17 protein-coding genes are annotated in these 18,100 nt (G+C 69.2%); 11 read left to right on the top strand and 6 right to left on the bottom strand.

All coding sequences use genetic code 11. The annotated features are described in order from the left end of the window. Positions 1 to 243 precede the first annotated feature (243 nt). From OHA40_RS10905 to OHA40_RS10895, 3 genes are all read left to right on the top strand, one after another. Complete coding sequence (locus OHA40_RS10905) at positions 244 to 1,128, top strand: hypothetical protein (RefSeq protein ID WP_330232935.1); 885 nt, start codon at positions 244 to 246, stop codon at positions 1,126 to 1,128. Between the two features lie 134 nt (positions 1,129 to 1,262). Next, complete coding sequence (locus tag OHA40_RS10900) at positions 1,263 to 1,841, top strand: sigma-70 family RNA polymerase sigma factor (protein ID WP_330232934.1); 579 nt, start codon at positions 1,263 to 1,265, stop codon at positions 1,839 to 1,841. Continuing rightward, the gene (locus tag OHA40_RS10895; protein WP_330232933.1) at positions 1,834 to 2,967 is read left to right on the top strand and encodes an anti-sigma-D factor RsdA; all 1,134 of its coding nucleotides are present in this window, start codon (positions 1,834 to 1,836) and stop codon (positions 2,965 to 2,967) included. Before OHA40_RS10900 ends, OHA40_RS10895 begins: the two co-directional genes overlap by 8 nt. Positions 2,968 to 3,152: 185 nt before the next feature. On the opposite strand, the gene OHA40_RS10890 is transcribed toward OHA40_RS10895, so the two are convergent. Then, a complete protein-coding gene (locus OHA40_RS10890; RefSeq protein ID WP_011207424.1) occupies positions 3,153 to 3,566 on the bottom strand; it encodes a DUF5319 domain-containing protein in 414 nt (137 codons plus the stop codon). Between the two features lie 227 nt (positions 3,567 to 3,793). Here OHA40_RS10890 and guaB point away from each other — a divergent pair, with 227 nt between their 5' ends. After that, the gene (gene guaB / locus OHA40_RS10885; protein WP_330232932.1) at positions 3,794 to 5,338 is read left to right on the top strand and encodes an IMP dehydrogenase; all 1,545 of its coding nucleotides are present in this window, start codon (positions 3,794 to 3,796) and stop codon (positions 5,336 to 5,338) included. Positions 5,339 to 5,632: 294 nt separating this feature from the next. Beyond that, positions 5,633 to 6,796 carry a GuaB3 family IMP dehydrogenase-related protein gene (locus OHA40_RS10880; RefSeq protein ID WP_330232931.1) on the top strand — a complete coding sequence of 388 codons (1,164 nt, stop codon included), beginning with the start codon at positions 5,633 to 5,635 and terminating at the stop codon, positions 6,794 to 6,796. A 20-nt stretch (positions 6,797 to 6,816) separates the two neighbouring features. Here the strand turns inward: OHA40_RS10880 and OHA40_RS10875 are convergent, their stop codons facing one another. Further along, a complete protein-coding gene (locus OHA40_RS10875; protein ID WP_330232930.1) occupies positions 6,817 to 7,635 on the bottom strand; it encodes an alpha/beta fold hydrolase in 819 nt (272 codons plus the stop codon). Between the two features lie 118 nt (positions 7,636 to 7,753). Here OHA40_RS10875 and guaA point away from each other — a divergent pair, with 118 nt between their 5' ends. Continuing rightward, positions 7,754 to 9,328, top strand: a complete 1,575-nt coding sequence (guaA, locus tag OHA40_RS10870; protein ID WP_330232929.1) for a glutamine-hydrolyzing GMP synthase — start codon at positions 7,754 to 7,756, stop codon at positions 9,326 to 9,328. A 49-nt stretch (positions 9,329 to 9,377) separates the two neighbouring features. Here guaA and OHA40_RS10865 read toward each other — a convergent pair whose 3' ends face one another. Then, a complete protein-coding gene (locus tag OHA40_RS10865) occupies positions 9,378 to 9,512 on the bottom strand; it encodes a hypothetical protein (protein ID WP_330232928.1) in 135 nt (44 codons plus the stop codon). Positions 9,513 to 9,537: 25 nt separating this feature from the next. Between OHA40_RS10865 and OHA40_RS10860 the strand changes: the two genes are divergently transcribed. Continuing rightward, entirely contained in the window at positions 9,538 to 9,687 is a 150-nt protein-coding gene (locus tag OHA40_RS10860; RefSeq protein WP_330232927.1) for a hypothetical protein, read from the top strand. Between the two features lie 55 nt (positions 9,688 to 9,742). Here the strand turns inward: OHA40_RS10860 and OHA40_RS10855 are convergent, their stop codons facing one another. Then, positions 9,743 to 9,961 (bottom strand): hypothetical protein, encoded by a 219-nt coding sequence (locus OHA40_RS10855; RefSeq protein ID WP_330232926.1) that lies wholly within the window; start codon positions 9,959 to 9,961, stop codon positions 9,743 to 9,745. Beyond that, a complete protein-coding gene (locus tag OHA40_RS10850; RefSeq protein WP_330232925.1) occupies positions 9,954 to 11,603 on the bottom strand; it encodes a PspC domain-containing protein in 1,650 nt (549 codons plus the stop codon). Before OHA40_RS10850 ends, OHA40_RS10855 begins: the two co-directional genes overlap by 8 nt. Before the next feature lie 357 nt (positions 11,604 to 11,960). Between OHA40_RS10850 and OHA40_RS10845 the strand changes: the two genes are divergently transcribed. Both OHA40_RS10845 and OHA40_RS10840 read left to right on the top strand, forming a co-directional pair. Continuing rightward, on the top strand, positions 11,961 to 13,340 hold the full coding sequence (locus OHA40_RS10845) for an ATP-binding protein (RefSeq protein ID WP_442943980.1): 1,380 nt from the start codon (positions 11,961 to 11,963) through the stop codon (positions 13,338 to 13,340). A gap of 135 nt (positions 13,341 to 13,475) precedes the next feature. Beyond that, positions 13,476 to 14,111 (top strand): response regulator transcription factor, encoded by a 636-nt coding sequence (locus OHA40_RS10840; protein ID WP_330234128.1) that lies wholly within the window; start codon positions 13,476 to 13,478, stop codon positions 14,109 to 14,111. A gap of 55 nt (positions 14,112 to 14,166) precedes the next feature. On the opposite strand, the gene OHA40_RS10835 is transcribed toward OHA40_RS10840, so the two are convergent. After that, the gene (locus OHA40_RS10835) at positions 14,167 to 15,288 is read right to left on the bottom strand and encodes a serine/threonine-protein kinase (protein WP_330232924.1); all 1,122 of its coding nucleotides are present in this window, start codon (positions 15,286 to 15,288) and stop codon (positions 14,167 to 14,169) included. 262 nt (positions 15,289 to 15,550) lie between these two features. Here OHA40_RS10835 and OHA40_RS10830 point away from each other — a divergent pair, with 262 nt between their 5' ends. Further along, positions 15,551 to 16,342, top strand: coding sequence for a hypothetical protein (locus OHA40_RS10830; protein ID WP_330232923.1), 792 nt, complete (start codon positions 15,551 to 15,553; stop codon positions 16,340 to 16,342). A gap of 73 nt (positions 16,343 to 16,415) precedes the next feature. Beyond that, positions 16,416 to 18,026: a DNA polymerase Y family protein gene (locus OHA40_RS10825; RefSeq protein WP_330232922.1), complete on the top strand. Its 1,611-nt coding sequence runs from the start codon at positions 16,416 to 16,418 to the stop codon at positions 18,024 to 18,026. Positions 18,027 to 18,100 lie beyond the last annotated feature (74 nt).

Raw genomic sequence — 18,100 nt, 5'->3', positions numbered from 1 at the left:
GACGCACCCCCTGCCGTCCAGGGCCTCCGCGTCGTGCAGATCAGAGATGGCGGAAACGGGGCGGGCAGGTTAATTACACGAAACGCGCATGAATTCCCGGGGTGGGCGCTCGGCGATTGCCGGGCCTAGATTTACCTAATGGCAACATGGCCTCGGCGGCGGAATGCCGGGAGGTTGCTAGTGGACTGCTGTCCGTCCTTCCTCCGGACCGGGCCCGCGCCGGGCGCAGGATAGAGTGCGCCCGTGTTCGCGCCCGCTTCGCTCGGAGCTCCTCGTCTCGCCGTTCTTGCCGAGGCCGCCTTCGGAGCCGATCCCGGACGTGCCGCCACCGAGTTGCCGCCCGCTTCGGACGCGCTCGGCTGGTGGTATCGCGCCGTGGTCCTGGGTGGCCAGGGACGCTACGCCGCGGCACGCGCCGAATTGCGAAGAGTATGCAACCACAGTGCCGACTCCGTCCTCCTCTCACTGGCGGGAAGCACGGAAGGGTCTTTTCTGCGCCAGCTCGGCTGGCACGAGCGCGCCTCGGCGTTGGACGGACGGGCCGCCGCTCTGATCCTCCCGAGCGGCGCCGCGGACGAAGCCCTCATGACCGAGAGCGCCCCGGACGCGATCGCCCACTATCGTCCCAGCCGCGCCGACGCCATCTGTGACGCACTCACCGGACTAGCCGCCGACGCGCTCGGTACCGGAAGGCTCGCGCTGGCGGATCGGCTGCTGCGGCGCAGCGCCGCGGCGGCAGGACAGCTCCGGACCGGCTGGCGCCCTGCGGTCCGGCTGCACTGGGTGTCCGCGGAAACCGCTTTGGCGGCAGGTGATTCCGGGTCCGCGGCCGAGCATGCGGCGGCCGCGCTGGAACTGGCCGAACGCGCGCCCTCGGTGCGGCACCAGGTCAAGTCCCGCCTGTTGGTCGCCGCGGCCGCCGCGGCATGCGACGCGCGCGGGCGATCGGTCGCGTTGAGTGCGGAAGTGGCCGAGCAGTGTCGTGCGCACGGTCTGCTTCCGCTGCGGTGGGCCTGCGCCATGCTCCGCGCCGGACTCGGCGTCGAAGGCGCGGAGACGGAGGCGGTCGAGTGCGCCGCGATCGTTGCTCGTCGTGGCGGGGTACTGCGCCCCCTCGGTGGTCGGTAGATGATCACGGAGACCACCGTGTTGCCAAGTTCCCGCCAACGGGTCGCTATTGTTAGATCCGTTCCGCCCCTTCGGTGGAAGCACTGGTCGTCACCGGACCGTGCCACTTTGTAACGCCAGGAATATCTCTGACGATGACGCACACGGGCGAAGAGTTGGACCTCGCCGTCGCTGCCGCTGCGCAGGGCGACAGATCCGCTTTAGCTCAGGTACTGGAGATGATCCGCCCGCTGGTGGTGCGCTACTGCCGCGCGCGGATCGGAGTCGCGGAGCGTGGGCAGCTCTCCGCGGACGACGTTGCGCAGGAGGTTTGCCTGGCTGTGATGACCGCCTTGCCCAGGTATCAAGACCAGGGCAGGCCCTTCATGGCCTTTGTTTACGGAATCGCTTCGCACAAGGTCGCCGACGCTCACCGCAATGCCGCCCGTAACAAGGCGGAGGCGATGGCCGAAGTACCAGATGTCATATCCACCGACCAGGGACCGGAACAACGAGCTCTCGAGTCCGAGACGAGCAGACAGATGAACCGCCTGCTCGCGACGCTTCCTGAGAAGCATCGGGAGATCTTGATCCTGCGCTTGGTCATGGGTTTGTCAGCGGAAGAAACCGCAGTCGCCGTGGGCAGTACGGCGGGTGCGATACGGGTGGCCCAACACAGGGCACTCGCGAAACTCAAGTCACAAGTGGCGAGGGCAGGTGAAATGTATGGCTAGGGATGGCGAGCGCGGTCGGGGTGACTGGAAGGCGCGGCTTGGATCGCGGAACAGCGGTCCCTACGCCGAGGCGTCCGGTGACACCGACCCGGTCGACATCGCAGCGGTACGCCGCGACGATGCTCTGATCGACGCCATCGCCAGCGATGGTCCGGTGCACACCGACAGCGCCGAGGAGTATCAGCTCGCGACGTTGCTCGCGGATTGGCGGGCGGAGCTGATCGCCGCGCCGATGCCCGCGGAGCCGGACCTGGATGTGATCGTGGCCGCGGTCAACCAGGAGATCGGCGCGCGGCAGGCTCGCATCGGAGCCCAAAGCGGTGGGCGGCTACGGCTGCTACGCCCGATCATGGGCACCGCGGCGGCGCTCGCCCTGGTCATCGGAGGCATGACGGCCTTCTCGTACAACGCCGAGCCGGGCGATCCGCTGTGGCGGGTCAAGGAGGTCGTGTTCAGCGAACAGGCCCAGACGACCGTGGTGCAGCGGGCCGACACCGACCTGAACCAGGCGTCGGCACTGGTCACGCAGAACCCGACGCAGGCGAAGGCGCGTCTGGAGCGGGCCAAGGAGAACGCCGATCAGGTCAGCGATCCGGGGAAGCGCACCGAGCTGATGACGGAGTGGCAGCGTCTGCTCGTCGAGCTGCGCAAGGTGTCGCCGGAGCTGGCCGATCAGCTCGAGGCGACGGTGCCGCAGACCACCGACCCGCGTGCGACCCCGGGCAACGGCGCGACCACGCGGCCCAATCCGGCGACCGGCGGCAGCGGCACGACGATCCTGCAGCAACCGGCGGAGCAATCCGGCAAGCCGACGCAATCCGCGGATGCGACCGCGCCGAACGGCGGCACACCGACCACCGTGCCACCCGTGACCACCCCGCCGCCTGCGGCGACCACGCCGCCGCAGGCCACCGTGGAACCCACGACGCTGCCGCAGCAGCCGCCCACCCCACCGACCACGGACGTGCGGCCGCCCACTGCGGAACCGACAGCGGACACCGGCGGGCCGACGGCGCCGCAGCAGCCGCCGCCGACGCGTGTGCCGACCCAGGACAGCTACACGCCGCCGACTGTCATCGTGCCCGGCGTACCCAACACTCCGGGTACGTTCACTCCCAGCCGCTGAACAGAAAACCTCGAAAAAGACTGAACCGATCGCCATCCGGTGGTCGGCTTTCTGTCTGTGCCGTTATCGGCGTGTCGATCTGTCGCTGAAGTACTACCGCTGTGGTCGTGTGCGTCGAAAATCACAGCGGCGACGGTCGAGTACGCGAGCCTCGAGCGGGCCGCGTTCGTTTCAGGGGAGCCTTCTCAGCTGTCGAATCCGTCGAATCCGTCGCCGTGGAAGGCCTCGTTCATCGAAGCGTCCGCGTAGCCCCGGCAGTAGTCCCAGGTGACGTACGCTTCCGGTGTCGGGTCGTAGGCGGGCTCGTGCGGGCGGACCGTGCCGTCGACCAGCAACTGAAGCAGGTTGGCGCGCAACATGTCCCAGTCGTGGTAGTGGTCCTGCCTGCAGTCTTCGCAGCTGACCACGAGTCCGCGGATACCGCGGTGGGCCAGCAGTGCCTCGTACACCGCGAGGTCGGCGAGATCCTCCTCGACCGCAAGGCGCTCGTGGGGATCCAGCGGCTCGCCGGGCTCGATGGCATCGAGCGCGGCGGACGGGTCGGAGGGGTCTCCGGCGAACGGATCCGGCGGCAAGCCAGGTGGTAGATGGTCGCGCACATCCCCACGGTACGCAGAACAGTGCGGTCTGCGCCAGCGATGCGGCCCGCCAGTTTCGGTGGTGGGCTCACTTCGTCGGCGAGTTCACCGGACCGATACCATGGAGCACAGGCTACGGCGGGTCACGACAACACCGCCGCCGAACGCCACTGTCCATCCCATCAGCCGTCCCGACACCGGTTCGTCCGGCGCCGGTCGCTATCGACGTCCAGGAGGGGTCGATCCGAATGAGTAATCCCGTATCGGGCGAACGAATCGCAGTCCGCCCTCCTACGGGTGGCGACGATCCGAACAAGATCGCCATGCTCGGCCTCACGTTCGACGATGTGCTGTTGCTGCCTGCGGCCTCGGATCTCATCCCTAGTTCCGTGGAAACCTCCAGCCTGTTGACCAGGGAGATCCGCCTGCGCACCCCGCTGGTCAGCTCGGCCATGGACACGGTGACCGAGGCGCGGATGGCCATCGCCATGGCCCGCGCGGGCGGCATGGGCGTGCTGCACCGCAACCTTTCAGCAGCCGACCAGGCGTCCCAGGTGGAGACGGTCAAGCGGTCCGAGGCGGGCATGGTCACCGACCCGGTCACCTGCCGCCCGACCGACACCCTCGCCGAAGTCGACGCGATGTGCGCCAGGTTCCGCATCTCCGGGCTTCCCGTGGTGGACGAGACCGGCGCGCTTGTGGGCATCATCACCAATCGCGACATGCGTTTCGAGGTGGACCAGGACCGCCGGGTCGCCGACGTGATGACAAAGGCCCCGCTGATCACCGCGCAGGAGGGCGTCACCGCCGAGGCCGCGCTCGGTCTGCTGCGCAGGCACAAGGTGGAGAAGCTCCCGATCGTCGACGGCAACGGACGGCTGCGCGGACTCATCACCGTCAAGGACTTCGTCAAGACCGATCAGTACCCGAACGCCACCAAGGACCGCGACGGCCGCCTGCTGGTCGGCGCCGCGGTCGGCGTCGGCGAGGACGCGTGGTCGCGCGCCATGACGCTCGCCGACGCGGGCGTCGACGTGCTCGTGGTGGACACCGCGCACGGTCACCAGGCGCAGGTGCTGCAGATGGTGACCAAGGTCAAGTCCGAGGTCGGCGACCGGATTCAGGTGGTCGGCGGCAACGTCGCCACCCGCGCGGGCGCGGCGGCCCTGGTGGAGGCGGGCGCGGATGCGGTCAAGGTAGGTGTCGGCCCCGGCTCCATCTGCACCACCCGCGTCGTCGCCGGTGTCGGCGCGCCGCAGATCACCGCGATCCTGGAGGCCGTCGCCGCGTGCAAGCCCGCGGGCGTCCCGGTGATCGCCGACGGCGGCATCCAATTCTCCGGCGACATCGCCAAGGCCATCGCCGCGGGCGCGTCCACCGTGATGCTCGGCTCGCTGCTCGCGGGCACCGCCGAATCGCCGGGTGAGCTGATCCTGGTCGGCGGCAAGCAGTTCAAGAGCTACCGCGGCATGGGCTCGCTGGGCGCCATGCAGGGCCGCGGGCAGGCCAAGTCGTTCTCCAAGGACCGTTACTTCCAGGACGACGTGCTGGCCGAGGACAAGCTGGTGCCGGAGGGTATCGAGGGCCGGGTGCCGTTCCGCGGCCCGGTCAACCAGGTCATCCATCAGTTGGTCGGCGGCCTGCGCGCCGCGATGGGCTACACCGGTTCGCAGTCGATCGCGCATCTGCAGGAGGCACAGTTCGTGCAGATCACCGCGGCGGGCCTGAAGGAGAGCCACCCGCACGACATCACCATGACCGTCGAGGCCCCTAACTACACCGGACGCGGCTAGCCCGCTACGTTCATGACAGGACCAACCGGTCCGTGCATGATTGAGCTTGCTCAACGAGCTATGGGCGACGAGCAAGCCGTGCGGCAGTCGGGGCGGCGCGACCTGCGCTGTCTACCTGCCACTGGTTCAGACTGGAGGCGCGAGTCTTACGAGCGCCGTTCGCGGCCCGGCTTGCGTTCCAGCGGCCGAAGCGCATGCGCCGCAGGCGCGAGTCTCGGCCGCTGGAACGCAAGCCATAGAGGGGCCGTGAACACGCAGCGCCGCAGGCGCTGCAAAATGTTAAGGAGAATTCGCGTGCGCGACATGGTGGAGATCGGCATGGGCCGGACCGCCCGGCGTACCTACGAGCTGGACGATGTCGACATCGTCCCCTCGCGCCGGACCCGCTCGTCGAAACAGGTGTCGCTGTCCTGGCAGCTGGACGCCTACCGTTTCGAGATCCCGTGCCTGGCGCATCCGACCGACGCGCTGGTGTCGCCGGAGTTCGCCATCGAGCTCGGTCGGCTCGGCGGTCTCGGCGTGATCAACGGCGAGGGCCTGTGGGCGCGGCACGCGGATGTCTCCGCGAAGATCGACCAGTTGCTCGAAATCGTCGGCAAGGGCGGCTACGAGCGCGCCGTCGCGATGCTGCAGGAATTGCACGCCGCGCCGATGCAGCCGGATCTGCTCGCCGCCGCGGTCGCGCAGGTGCGAGCGGCCGGTGTCACCGTCGCGGTGCGAGTGAGCCCGCAGAACGCGCGCACCCTCACCCCGGCGCTCCTGCAGGCGGGCATCGACCTGCTGGTCGTGCACGGCACGATCATCTCCGCCGAGCATGTCGGCGACGGTGAACCGCTGAACCTCAAGACCTTCATCGCCGAGCTGGACGTACCCGTGGTCGCGGGTGGCGTGAGCGATCACCGCACCGCGCTGCACCTGATGCGCACCGGGGCGGCCGGCGTGATCGTGGGTTACGGCTCCTACCCCGGGGCGACCACCACCGGCGAGGTACTCGGCATCGGGGTGCCGATGGCGACCGCGATCGCGGATGCCGCCGCCGCGCGCCGCGACTACCTGGACGAGACGGGCGGCCGCTACGTACACGTCATCGCCGACGGTGACATCGCCACCTCCGGCCAATTGGCCAAGGCCATCGCGTGCGGGGCGGATGCCGCCATGCTCGGGGTGCCGCTCGCCGCTGCCGCGGAGGCGCCGGGCCGCGGCTGGTACTGGCCCTCGGCGGCCGCGCATCCGTCGGTGCCGCGCGGTTCGCTGCTGCACGTGGACGATCCGTGGGATCTCGGCGGCGAGCCGGAGGGCGGCACCGTGCGCCCGAGCCTGGAGCGCGTGCTCTACGGTCCGTCGGACGATCCGTTCGGGGCGCTGAACCTCGTCGGCGGTCTGCGACGTTCGATGGCCAAGGCCGGGTATTCGGATCTGAAGGAATTCCAGAAGGTGGGTCTCAGCGTTCGCGCCTGAGGTGTGTTTGTTTCGGCCCTTCACCGCACTCGGGTCGGTTTCGTTTTGCGGGTCGGTTTCGTCCTGGTGCGCAGGAACTGCTGGATCACGTGGTTCACCGGCTCTGGATGGGTCATCGTCACGGCCAGTCGCGCGTTCGCGATCTCGACGAAGGTGGCGCCGGACAGCCCGCGGGCCAGCTGCTGGGCGCGCTCGCGGTCCATGCCGCTGTCGGTGGGATGAATCACCAAGGCGGGGCAGGCGATTTCGCGGAGCCGATCCAGCACCGAATCGCGGCTGAGCAGGCAACCCGCGGCGGCCTCGATGCCGCGCCCGTCGCGCACCAGCCAACGCTGAGTCCAGATGGTGCGGTACCACTCGTCGTCGCCGATCAGCCAGGTGGCCAGTTGATGCGCGGCGCGTTCGCGGGAGCCGTCGTCGTACCACCGATCGAGGAACTTCTGGGTGGCGGTGGATTGCTCGGGCGTCGGGCCGTGCGCTTCGGTGCTGATCAGGATCAGCGCGGAGACCCGCTCCGGCGCGATCAGCGCCGTGCGCAACGCCGTGAAGCCGCCTTGCGCGGTGCCGCCGACCACGGCCTGTTCGGCGCCGAGATGATCGAGCACGGTCAGTGCGTCGCGCGCGGCGGTCCAGTAGGTGAACGGTAGGCCCTCGTCCCTGGTGCGGCCGTGGCCGCGGGCGTCCCAGGAGACGATCCGGAATTCCGGTGCGAGCGCGGCCATTTGGGAGGCGAACATGGTGCGGTCCATGAAGAACTCGTGCGCCAGCAGTACCACCGGGCCGTCCCCGCCGCTGTCCTCGTAGTGGATGTCGGCATCGATCGCGCGGGCGAAGGGCACGAGCAGAAGGATAACCAGCGGGGCGGGGGTAGCGGGACGATTCGGTCGGCCGACTCGCTCGTGCTCGAGGACGCTGTGCCGATGATTCGCTCGTTTCGCCGCTCACTAAACTGGGTGGGTGGCACAAATCCAGAGACCGGTCCTCGTCGTCGACTTCGGAGCCCAGTACGCACAGCTGATCGCACGGCGGGTTCGCGAATCGAGTGTGTTCTCCGAGGTGGTTCCGCACACCACGACCGTGGAGGAGATCGCCGACAAGCAACCGCTCGCTGTGATCCTCTCCGGCGGCCCGGCCAGCGTGTACACCGAGGGCGCACCGCAACTGGATTCGCGGCTGTTCGAGCTGGGTCTGCCGGTCTTCGGCATCTGCTACGGCTTCCAAGCGATGGCGCAGGCGCTGGGCGGCACGGTCGCGCACACCGGCACTCGGGAGTACGGCCGCACCGAACTCAATATCGATGGCGGTTTGCTGCACGGCGGCCTGCCCACCATTCAGCCGGTGTGGATGAGCCACGGCGACGCGGTCACCGACGCGCCGGAGGGCTTCGAGGTCACCGGCACCACCGCGGGCGCCCCGGTCGCCGCGTTCGAGCATCGCGCGCGTCGTCTGGCCGGTGTGCAGTACCACCCCGAGGTGCTGCACTCGCCGCACGGTCAGCAGGTGCTGAGCCGGTTCCTGCACGAGCTCGCGGGCATTCCGTCCACGTGGACTCCGGCGAACATCGCCGAGTCGCTGATCGTCTCGGTGCGTGAGCAGGTCGGTGACGGGCACGCGATCTGCGGGCTGTCCGGCGGTGTGGACAGCGCGGTCGCCGCCGCGTTGGTGCAGCGCGCCATCGGTGACCGGTTGACCTGTGTCTTCGTCGACCACGGCCTGCTTCGGGCGGGGGAGCGCGAGCAGGTGCAGCAGGATTTCGTCGCCGCCACCGGCGCCAAGCTGGTCACCGTCGACGCGGTGGACAAGTTCCTCGGCGAGCTGAAGGGCGTCACCGATCCCGAGGAGAAGCGCAAGATCATCGGGCGGGAGTTCATCCGATCCTTCGAGGATGCGGTGGGCGAGGTGGTCCTCGAGCACGGCGACGCGGAAGGCGTGACGCCGAAGGTCGAGTTCCTGGTGCAGGGCACGCTGTATCCGGACGTCGTGGAGTCCGGCGGTGGCAGCGGCACCGCGAATATCAAGAGCCATCACAATGTCGGCGGGCTGCCCGACGACCTGGAGTTCGAGCTCGTCGAGCCGCTGCGGTTGCTGTTCAAGGACGAGGTCCGCGCGGTGGGCCGCGAATTGGGGCTGCCGGAGGAAATCGTTGCCCGCCAACCGTTCCCCGGGCCCGGTCTCGCCATCCGGATTGTCGGCGAGGTCACCGCGGATCGCCTGGAGACGCTGCGCCGCGCCGACGCCATCGCCCGTGAGGAGCTGACCGCGGCCGGTCTGGACCGCCAGATCTGGCAATGCCCCGTCGTGCTGCTGGCGGAGGTCCGCAGCGTCGGCGTGCAGGGCGACGGCCGCACCTACGGCCACCCCATCGTGCTGCGCCCGGTTTCCAGCGAGGACGCGATGACCGCCGACTGGACCCGCTTGCCCTACGAGGTGCTCGAACGCATCTCCACCCGAATCACCAACGAGGTGCCGGAAGTCAACCGCGTGGTCCTCGACGTGACCAGCAAGCCGCCGGGCACCATCGAGTGGGAGTAATTCTCGGTCTTCGGGTTCTCGGCTGCCAGGTATGGGGTGTGTGAACGGGTCAGCGCGGCCGGTGCCAAGTGGCGCTGTGCAGGACCAGGTAGCCCAGGAGCGCTCCGTTGGTGGTGCAGAGGTGAGGTCTGGTGCGGGGATTCGGTGGTGCGGGCCGGGCGGGCTCGGTCTGATCGGGCTTCATTGGATTCTCCTGTCGTACAACGGCAATGGGAAGTACGGTCTGGCTGCCGCTCGTCATCGCTGGTGCGGCAGGAGGATTCGTGCTGCATCCCGTGATCCGGCGGCCTGTGATCGAATCCGGGCCGGGTGATCTCGAGATGACCGGCAGGGCCGCCGTCGGCGATCTGTCCCAGTAGCGAAATGGCCCGTCTTCGTGGACGGGCCATTCGTTTTCGGGTAGCGGCCGGATGGTCACGGACGTTTGCGCGGGGAGATCACCAGCACGATGCCGATGACGATCGCCGCGAGCACCACGCTCCAACCGATCGAGAGCATGCTGGCCGTGGCCAAGGACGAGGGACCGACAAAAGCCCACACGCTCACTGCAAGGGCCAGCAGTCCGACGATGAGCAGCGAGGCGGCGGGGCCGCGGCGGGACTCGGTCGGGTTGTTCTTCTCGGTGTCAGCCACGCCGCACCTCCACGTTTCCGAGCCGGATGTCGACGTTCAATTCGAGCACCGGTGTGCCAGGAGTGTTCGGGCCGCTGATGCCGTCGTCGCAGATGGCCTCGGCCATGGACGCCGTGCAGTCGGTGCGGACCGTCATGTCTGTCGGCAGCAGCACGCGGACTTCGGCCATGTGGGCGTCGATGTCCACCGTGCGGTTCTCGGTCAGTTTCAGCGAACGCAGGTCCAGCGTGCCGGTGCCCATGTTCACCTGATACTGCGGCTCCAGCTCGGCGACGGAGGTCGGCGTCCAGGTGAAGTCGCCCATCGCGCCGCGGTCGAAGTCGATCGGGCCGACGGCGGAGGCGAGCAGCACGAACCCGGCGAGCGGTGCAGTGAGTACAAGCAGGCCGTAGCCACGGCGCAGGAACGCGCCCAGTACCAGGCCGAGACCGATCACCGCCAGTGCCACCGCGCCGATCCGCCCCGGCGTCATCCACTCCACACCTGAGGCCGCCGCCGCGCCCGCGCCGGCCGCCGCCAGGATGGCCAGGCCGATCACCACCGGGGTCAGCCGCGAGCGAGGACGCTTCGGTGGTGGGGCCGCGAGGGTACGGGCGGGTACGGGTTCCGGGAGGTCCCAGGCGAGCGGGGCGGCGCCGAGCGGATCCCAGGACGGTGGAGTGGCGCTGCGGGCGATCGCAGGGCGCGCGGCCGCGGCGTGCGGCGTGCTGGGGCCTCCACCTGCATCGATCGTGAACGAACTCCGATCGGCGCCCGCGCTCGGTCCGGTGTTCTCGATGGACGTGCTCGATTCGGACCGGTCGCCGATGGACGCGGCCAGGTCGGCACGGCCGCTGAGAGGTGCCTCCGTTTCGTCACCGGTGGATGCGTTCGGTCCGGTTTGCGCGGTTGCCGATACGGTGTTCCCGGCCTGATCGGACGTCGGATTCGCGGCGGGTTTGTCGAGCACCACGGCCGCGGCGTCGCTGCCTTGCTGGTCGGCCACGTCCTTGTCCAGCAGTACCGTCTCGGCATCGCCGTCAGCGACTCGCGCCTGCGTCTCCGGCACGTACGAATCCGGCAGTTTGGTGTATGGCGTGTACATGGCGCTCGGCGGCACGTACATGTCTCCGACGGTGCGGGGCGTTCCCTGCGGGAAGACCGCGCCGGGATAGCCGGTGGCGGTGATCCCGCCGTCCGGGGCGAACCCGCCGAAAGCTTCGGTGGTGCCCGGCGGCGGCATGGGCGTGCGCAGGTGCAGCATCCACCAGCCCGCCAGCATCAGTCCGAGGCTGATCAGGCCGGACCCGCCGAGACCGACGCCGACCGGACCCATGGTGCTGACCGCGATGGCCAGCGCAACGATCAACACGATGCTCTTGGTCTGCGACTGCGAGCTGTGTCCTTTGCCGACCAGCGACTCGGCCGCCGACGCCTGGTCACCCGACGCGCTCAGCAGCAGCCAGGCCAGCAGGTAGAGCACGATGCCCGCGCCGCCGAAGATCGTCGAGACCACGAACGCGACGCGAACCAGCACCGGGTCGATGTCGTAGCGGCGCGCGAACCCCGCCGCGACGCCCGCGATCGGGCCCTGCCGCGGCAACCGCACAGGCCGCGTCTGCCACATCTGCTGGAGCTGATCGCCGAAGCTGGTTTTCGTCATGTTTCCCATGGTGGGCCCGACCCATGGGTCGGCACATCGGGGGGAACCCTGAAAAATATCTGGCGCACTTTGGACTGATCAACTGATTGAGCAACTGTTCGGTTACATGGAACATTCTGCATACTGTCGAGATTGTCGATCGTTATGATCCGCCTATCGGCGCACATGTCGATTCGAGCAACACGCCGGCATCTTCTACTGGCGGCCACTTCGGCGATTCTCCCTGGGGAATCCATCGATCGAACGGCGGTGGACCCGGCACGACCAGGCTTCGGTCCTGCTCGACGCGGTGCCATGGGTGAGATCAGGGTGATTCCCGATAGCTGGCCGTCCGGTACTCGTGCCAGTATCGAAGACATGTACCCGTCTGTTCCCGCGTTCGACACTCGGGGGTTCGACGCTGCTCGCGGGCCCGCGCCCGCGTTGGTGCCCGGGCCGCCGCAGGCGCGGATGGTGCGCCGATCGGGGGGCCGGGTCGTCGGCGGGGTGGCGGGTGGTCTGGCCGATCACCTCGGTATCGACGTGTTCAAGGTGCGGATGGCCTTTGTGATGCTGTCCGCCCTGGCGGGGGCCGGTATCGCGGCGTACGGGTTGCTGTGGATCTTCACGCCGGGTGGCTCGGATCAGGCGAAGCCCTCCGGTGCGGAGCGGCGGCAGGCGATCGGGCTCGCCCTGCTCGGGCTCGGGCTCGCGGTCGCCGTGTCGTGGGTGTTCAGCGGTACGGCGGCGAAGGTGATCGCGCCCATCGTCGTGGTGGCGGTTGGCGCTGCGCTGGTGTGGCGGGAGTACGACGTCGACGGTCCGCGCTCGTTGCTCGGGCTGCCCGCGCGGCCATCGGCGGTGACTTGGTCGCGCATCGTCGCCGGAGCCACGCTGATCGTGGTCGGGCTCGGTGTGGTGGTGCTGGCCAGGATCGATCTGAGTTCGCTCGGATCCGCGTTGCTCGCGGTGGCGGTCACGCTGATCGGCGCGGGGCTGTTGACGGTTCCGCTGTGGCTGCGCATGATGCGCACGTTGAACGCCGAGCGTTCCGCCCGCATCCGCAACGAGGAACGCGAGGAGATCGCCTCGCACCTGCACGATTCGGTGCTCCAGACGCTCGCCCTCATCCAGCGGCAGGCCGACGACCCGCAGGAGGTGGTGCGGCTGGCCCGCAGCCAGGAGCGGGAACTGCGCAAATGGCTGTTCGAGGATTCCGGTCCGGCCCAGTCCAGTCTTGCCGCGGCCCTGCGCACCATCGCGGGCGAGGTGGAGGACCAGCACGGGGTGAAGGTAGCGCCGGTGACCGTGGGGGACGTGTCGATGGACATCGACGGCTCCGGGGCCGGTTTGCCGAAGGAACATTTCACCGCGCTGCTCGGCGCGAGCCGGGAAGCGCTGGTCAACGCCGCGAAGCACGCGGGTGTCCCGGAGATCGACCTGTTCGCCGAGACCGAGTCGCACCAGGTGAGCGTCTTCGTCCGCGACCGCGGCGACGGATTCGACCTCGCGTCCGTACCTGAGGATCGCCGTGGCCTGGCCAAATCCATCCGCGGCCGGATCGAGCGCCGCGGCGGTCAGGTGGAGATCCTGTCCGGTCCCGGCCGCGGTACCGAGGTGCGGATCATCATGCCGCGCAGCGATTCCGGCGGACAGGATGGCGAAACGGACGCTACCACCACACCCCAGGATTCGCCGGTATCCGCCACGGTGATGTCCGAACCGGTACCAGAACAGCCGCTGCGGCCGGGAAGGTGACGAGTCCGGCGGATAGCTAAGGTGGCAGTGGTACTGAAGACATGGAGAGGCGGGGGAGTGGCATCCAACGCAGGACCTGAACGCAAATCCTCGTCCCACGAACTGCCCGGCCCGAAGGCCCGCAACGGCGGGGCAGTGCGGGTCTTTCTCGTCGATGATCACGCGGTTTTTCGCTCGGGCGTGCGCGCGGAGTTGAGCCGGGAGACCGATATGGAGGTGGTCGGCGAGGCGGGTGGCGTGGCCGAGGCGGTCGCCGGGATCAATGCGGCGGGCCCGGATGTCGTCCTGCTCGACGTGCACATGCCCGAGGGCGGCGGCGTCGCGGTGCTGTCCGGTATCGAGTCGGGGCCGGTGTGTCTGGCGCTGAGTGTGTCCGATGCGGCCGAGGACGTGATCGCGGTGATCCGGGCCGGGGCCAGAGGGTATGTGACCAAGACGATTTCGGGAGCCGAACTGGCCGACGGCATTCGCCGGGTGGCGGGCGGCGACGCGGTCTTCAGTCCGCGGTTGGCCGGCTTCGTCCTGGACTCGTTCACCGGAAAGTCCCCGGTCCCCGAGCCGCCGCTGGATCCCGAACTGGACTCGCTGACACCGCGCGAGCTGGAGGTCCTGCGCCTGCTCGCCCGCGGCTACACCTACCGGGAGATCGCCGAATCCCTGTTCATCTCCGTCAAGACCGTGGAAACCCACGCCTCCAACGTGCTGCGGAAGACCCAGCAATCCAACCGTAATGCCCTGACCCGCTGGGCCCATCGCCGCCGTATCGACTGACTCCCATTCGCATACTGTTGTGCCGCCGCGCCCGTCATGCGGCTACCTCGCGACCTCAGAGGACGGCGACGATGATCGCGATGATGATGATCAGGCCGATGAGCAGGCCCACCGCAATGGCCAGCGGGGCGTTGCTGGGCTGGGGAGTTCTGGCGCGCTGAGTCTGTGTGACGGCGGTCGCCCCCGCGTGGTTGCGGTGCGGGCGGGGAAGCGGTGTGGAGTGCGGGCTGCGGATGCCTGATGCCGAATTGCGCGCCGCCCAGGGCGGGATGGTTCCGTCCTCGGTGCGGACGGGCGCGCCGATGATGTACGGCCCGGTGCCGGGACCGAAAGCGGCCGTGAGGATTTCGTCCCGCGCCTCGGCCATGGTCGGGCGACGCTGCGGGGCGGGCTCCATCATGTGCAGTAGCGCCTGAGTCAGCATGCCGCTGCGGCTCGGCGGGATGATCTGCGCCATGGCGGCGCGCTGCACGATGACGTCGCTGTCCTCGTGGAACCCGAACGGCGGCTGGCCCTCGATCGCGGTGTAGAGCGTGGCGCCCAGTGAGAACACGTCACTGGCCTTGGTCGGCTGTGCGCCGCGCGCCACTTCGGGGGGCAGGTAGGACGGGGTGCCGGTGATCACGCCGTCCGGTTCGTCGGACAGATCGCCCGCACCGCGGGAGATGCCGAAGTCGCTGAGTTTGGCCATGCCGACGCCGGGACCGCGATCGGCGACAAGGATGTTGCCCGGCTTGATATCTCGGTGCACGATGCCTACCGCGTGTGCGGCGGCGAGCGCGTCGGCGACCTGTGCGCCGATCTGCGCGACCTCGATCGGCGGGAGCGTGTCGACCAGCGCGAGCGCTTTCGCGACGTTGCGCGAGGGTAGGTGCTCCATCACCAGCCAGGGTTCGCCGGCCTCGAGCACCACGTCGTACACGGCGATCGCATGATCGTGCGAGAGTTTCGCGGCGACCCGGCCCTCGTGCATGATCTGGTTGCGAACCGCGTTGGCCTCCGCCTCGTCGAGTCCAGCCGTGGTGAGGACCTGTTTGATCGCGACGTCCCGGTCGAGCAGCCGATCGTGTGCCAGCCAGACGGCGCCCATGCCGCCGCCACCCAGCTTCGACTGGAGACGGTAACGGCCTGCGACGAGGTATTGAGGGCCGACAGTGGGACGAGCGCGTTCGGTCACGGGTGCGAGGGTAGCGGAAAAGAGGGCTAGCTGGCCTGATCTCCCCCGCCTCTCCGGGCCGGTTCTCCTCGATCACGTCCGGCAACCGCTTGTGGAGAAACCGGCCGTGGATCCTTGACGAAACCTGGGGGTCGGTTTCTACTGAGGCGGTATCGAACGTATATTCGATACAGATCGATAGCTGGATCGGTGCTGCTGCTCAATCGCGAGGGCTGCTCCGCATGCTTCGCCTCGGGTCCATCGTCGGAAGTAGGTGGTTGTGATGGGTTCGGATGCGATATCGCAGGAGGGGGTGAATCGGGGCTCGCTGCCGCGCGGCGACGGGCGGGAGAACCCTCCCTCGTTGACTGAGCTGCGCAGACGCATAGCCGCGGTACCTGGGCGCGGTGAATCGGCCACGGCGAGGCGAGGCGGGCTCGGTGCCGGGCGGCGCACCGAGGCGTTGCCGGTGCCCGCAGCGCTCGCGCCACTGTTGCCCGATGGTGGCTTGGCCAAGGGATCTGTCGTGGCGTACACCGGGGCGAGTTCCCTGCTGGCCGGGTTGCTCGCAGCTGTGACCGAGGATGGCGGACATGCCGCGGTGGTCGGAATGCCCCGGCTCGGGCTGCTCGCCGCGGTGGAGATGGGGGCACAGCTGCGGCGGCTTGCCGTGATCGCCGACCCCGGCCCCGACCCGGTGGAGGTGGCCGCGGTGCTGCTCGACGGGCTCGACCTCGTCGTGCTCGGGCTCGGCGGCGGCGCCGTTCCGCCCGCCCGCGGCAGGGTGATCGCGGCCCGCGCCCGCGCCAAAGGCGCCACCCTCGTGGTCGCCGACGGCCGCTGGCCAGGAGCGTCCCTCCAGCTCGACGCCCGTATCGCGGGGTACGCCGGTCTCGGCCGCGGGCGCGGACGATTGCGTTCGCTCGGCGTGACGGTCGAGGTGCGGGGCAAGACAGGACCGCCACGACACGGGCGGCTGGACCTGTGCCCGAACGCGGGCCGCGTGGAGTGGGTGCTGCGCGAAAAGCCCGCTCGGACAGTCGAAGCCATCGATACGCAAGAGGCGGTGTCGTGAGCGACGGCAGGACGCTGGAGCGTGTAGGTCGCCTTTGCGCTGGGAAGACGCGGCATGAAGGCGGTGCGGCACCATGACTCGGCGGGGGTCGAAGCGGGTGCTTGCCTTGTGGTGTCCGGATTGGCCCGCGGTGGCCGCGGCGGCGACGGCGGGACTACCCGCGACACGGCCGGTGGCGGTGCTGTTCGCAAACCGGGTGGTGGCGTGTTCGGCGATCGCGCGAGCCGAGGGGGTGCGTCGCGGGCTGCGGCGCAGGGAGGCGCAGGCGCGGTGTCCCGAACTTTTTCTCGCGCAGGAGGATCCGGATCGGGACGCGCGACTGTTCGAGCCGGTGGTCGCCGCGGTCGCCGAGACGATGCCCGGCGTGGAAGTGCTGCGCCCCGGACTGCTCGTGCTCGGCGCACGCGGCGCGGCGCGGTTCTTCGGGTCCGAGGAGACCGCGGCCGTGCGTCTGATCGACGCGGTGGCCGCGGCCGGTGCGGAGGCGCAGGTCGGGATCGCCGACGAGCTGTCCACGGCGGTGATCGCCGCTCGCCGCGCCGCGATCGTGCCCGCGGGCGCGGGAGCGCGGTTCCTCGCGCCGCTGCCGGTGGGGGAACTCGCGATCGAACCGAGCCTGGCCGCCCCCGAGCGCGCCGACCTGGTCGACCTGTTGCACCGCTTGGGTTTACGACGCGTCGGTGATTTCGCCGCGCTCTCCTCGTCGGAGGTCGCCTCCCGGTTCGGCGCCGACGCCGTGCTCGCGCATCGCTGTGCCAGGGCCGAACCGGAGCGTCCACCGTCCGCGCGGCGGCCGCCGCCAGATCTCGTGGTGGAGTACCGCTGCGATCCGCCGATCGAACGGGTGGATGCCGCCGCCTTCGCGGGGCGCCTGCTCGCCACCCGGTTGCACACCGAGCTGGCGGGTGCCGGGCTGGCCTGCACCAGGCTCTCGGTACTCGCGGAAACCGCGGCGGGAGAGGAGCTTTCGCGAATCTGGCGGTGCGCCGAGCCGCTGACGCCGGAGGACACGGCGGACCGGGTGCGCTGGCAGTTGGACGGGTGGCTCACCCGGCGGGACGGCGCCCGGCCCACCGCACCGATCATCGTGCTGCGGCTGGAACCCGTCGAGGTGGTCGCGGCGGGCGCGCTGCAACTCGGGTTGTGGGGCGGGGTCGGCGAGGAGGACGAGCGCGCCCGCCGCGCGCTGGTCCGAGTACAGGGCCTGCTCGGCGGGGAAGCGGTGCGGGTGGGCGTGCTCAGCGGCGGACGCGGCCCCGCCGAACGCATCACCATGGTCGCGCTGGGTGACGAGCTCGTTCCCGCGACCGATCCCACACAGCCTTGGCCGGGCCGGCTACCCGAGCCCGCGCCCGCCGTGATCCTGCTGAACCGTCCGCTGGTGCGGCTGGAGGCCGCCGATGGTGCTCTCGTCAAGGTCACCGACCGCGCCATGTTCGACGCCGACCCCGCCCTGTTGCGCTGGGGAAGCAAACAGTGGCGGCTCACCGGCTGGGCGGGACCATGGCCGGTGGACGAACGGTGGTGGGCGCCGGATTCGGACGACGCCCCCGCCGAATTCACCGCCCGCGCCCAGGTACAGCTCGACGCCGCCCCCGATCGGCGGTCGGCGATCGCCGAAAGTCGAGTACTCCTGCTGGTTTACTACAACGAAACCTGGTGCGCCGAAGGACTTTACGACTGAATGCCAGGGTCTGTTGTCAGGGTTGTCGGTGCCCAAGGCCAGGGTTCGGGATGTGTTGACCGGCCGCCGTTATC

The organism is Nocardia sp. NBC_00508 (assembly GCF_036346875.1).
Lineage (GTDB): Bacteria > Actinomycetota > Actinomycetes > Mycobacteriales > Mycobacteriaceae > Nocardia.
Note: the sequence above shows the minus strand (reverse complement) of the source record. Positions and strands in the feature narration are given on the sequence as shown.

Coding starts and splice junctions, on each gene's coding strand:
- OHA40_RS10830 (WP_330232923.1), top strand. CDS start 15,551: ATGGGTTCGGATGCGATATCGCAGGAGGGGGTGAATCGGGGCTCGCTG.
- OHA40_RS10900 (WP_330232934.1), top strand. CDS start 1,263: ATGACGCACACGGGCGAAGAGTTGGACCTCGCCGTCGCTGCCGCTGCG.
- OHA40_RS10845 (WP_442943980.1), top strand. CDS start 11,961: ATGTACCCGTCTGTTCCCGCGTTCGACACTCGGGGGTTCGACGCTGCT.
- OHA40_RS10825 (WP_330232922.1), top strand. CDS start 16,416: ATGACTCGGCGGGGGTCGAAGCGGGTGCTTGCCTTGTGGTGTCCGGAT.
- OHA40_RS10850 (WP_330232925.1), bottom strand. CDS start 11,603: ATGACGAAAACCAGCTTCGGCGATCAGCTCCAGCAGATGTGGCAGACG.
- OHA40_RS10865 (WP_330232928.1), bottom strand. CDS start 9,512: ATGAAGCCCGATCAGACCGAGCCCGCCCGGCCCGCACCACCGAATCCC.
- OHA40_RS10860 (WP_330232927.1), top strand. CDS start 9,538: ATGGGAAGTACGGTCTGGCTGCCGCTCGTCATCGCTGGTGCGGCAGGA.
- OHA40_RS10895 (WP_330232933.1), top strand. CDS start 1,834: ATGGCTAGGGATGGCGAGCGCGGTCGGGGTGACTGGAAGGCGCGGCTT.
- guaB (WP_330232932.1), top strand. CDS start 3,794: ATGAGTAATCCCGTATCGGGCGAACGAATCGCAGTCCGCCCTCCTACG.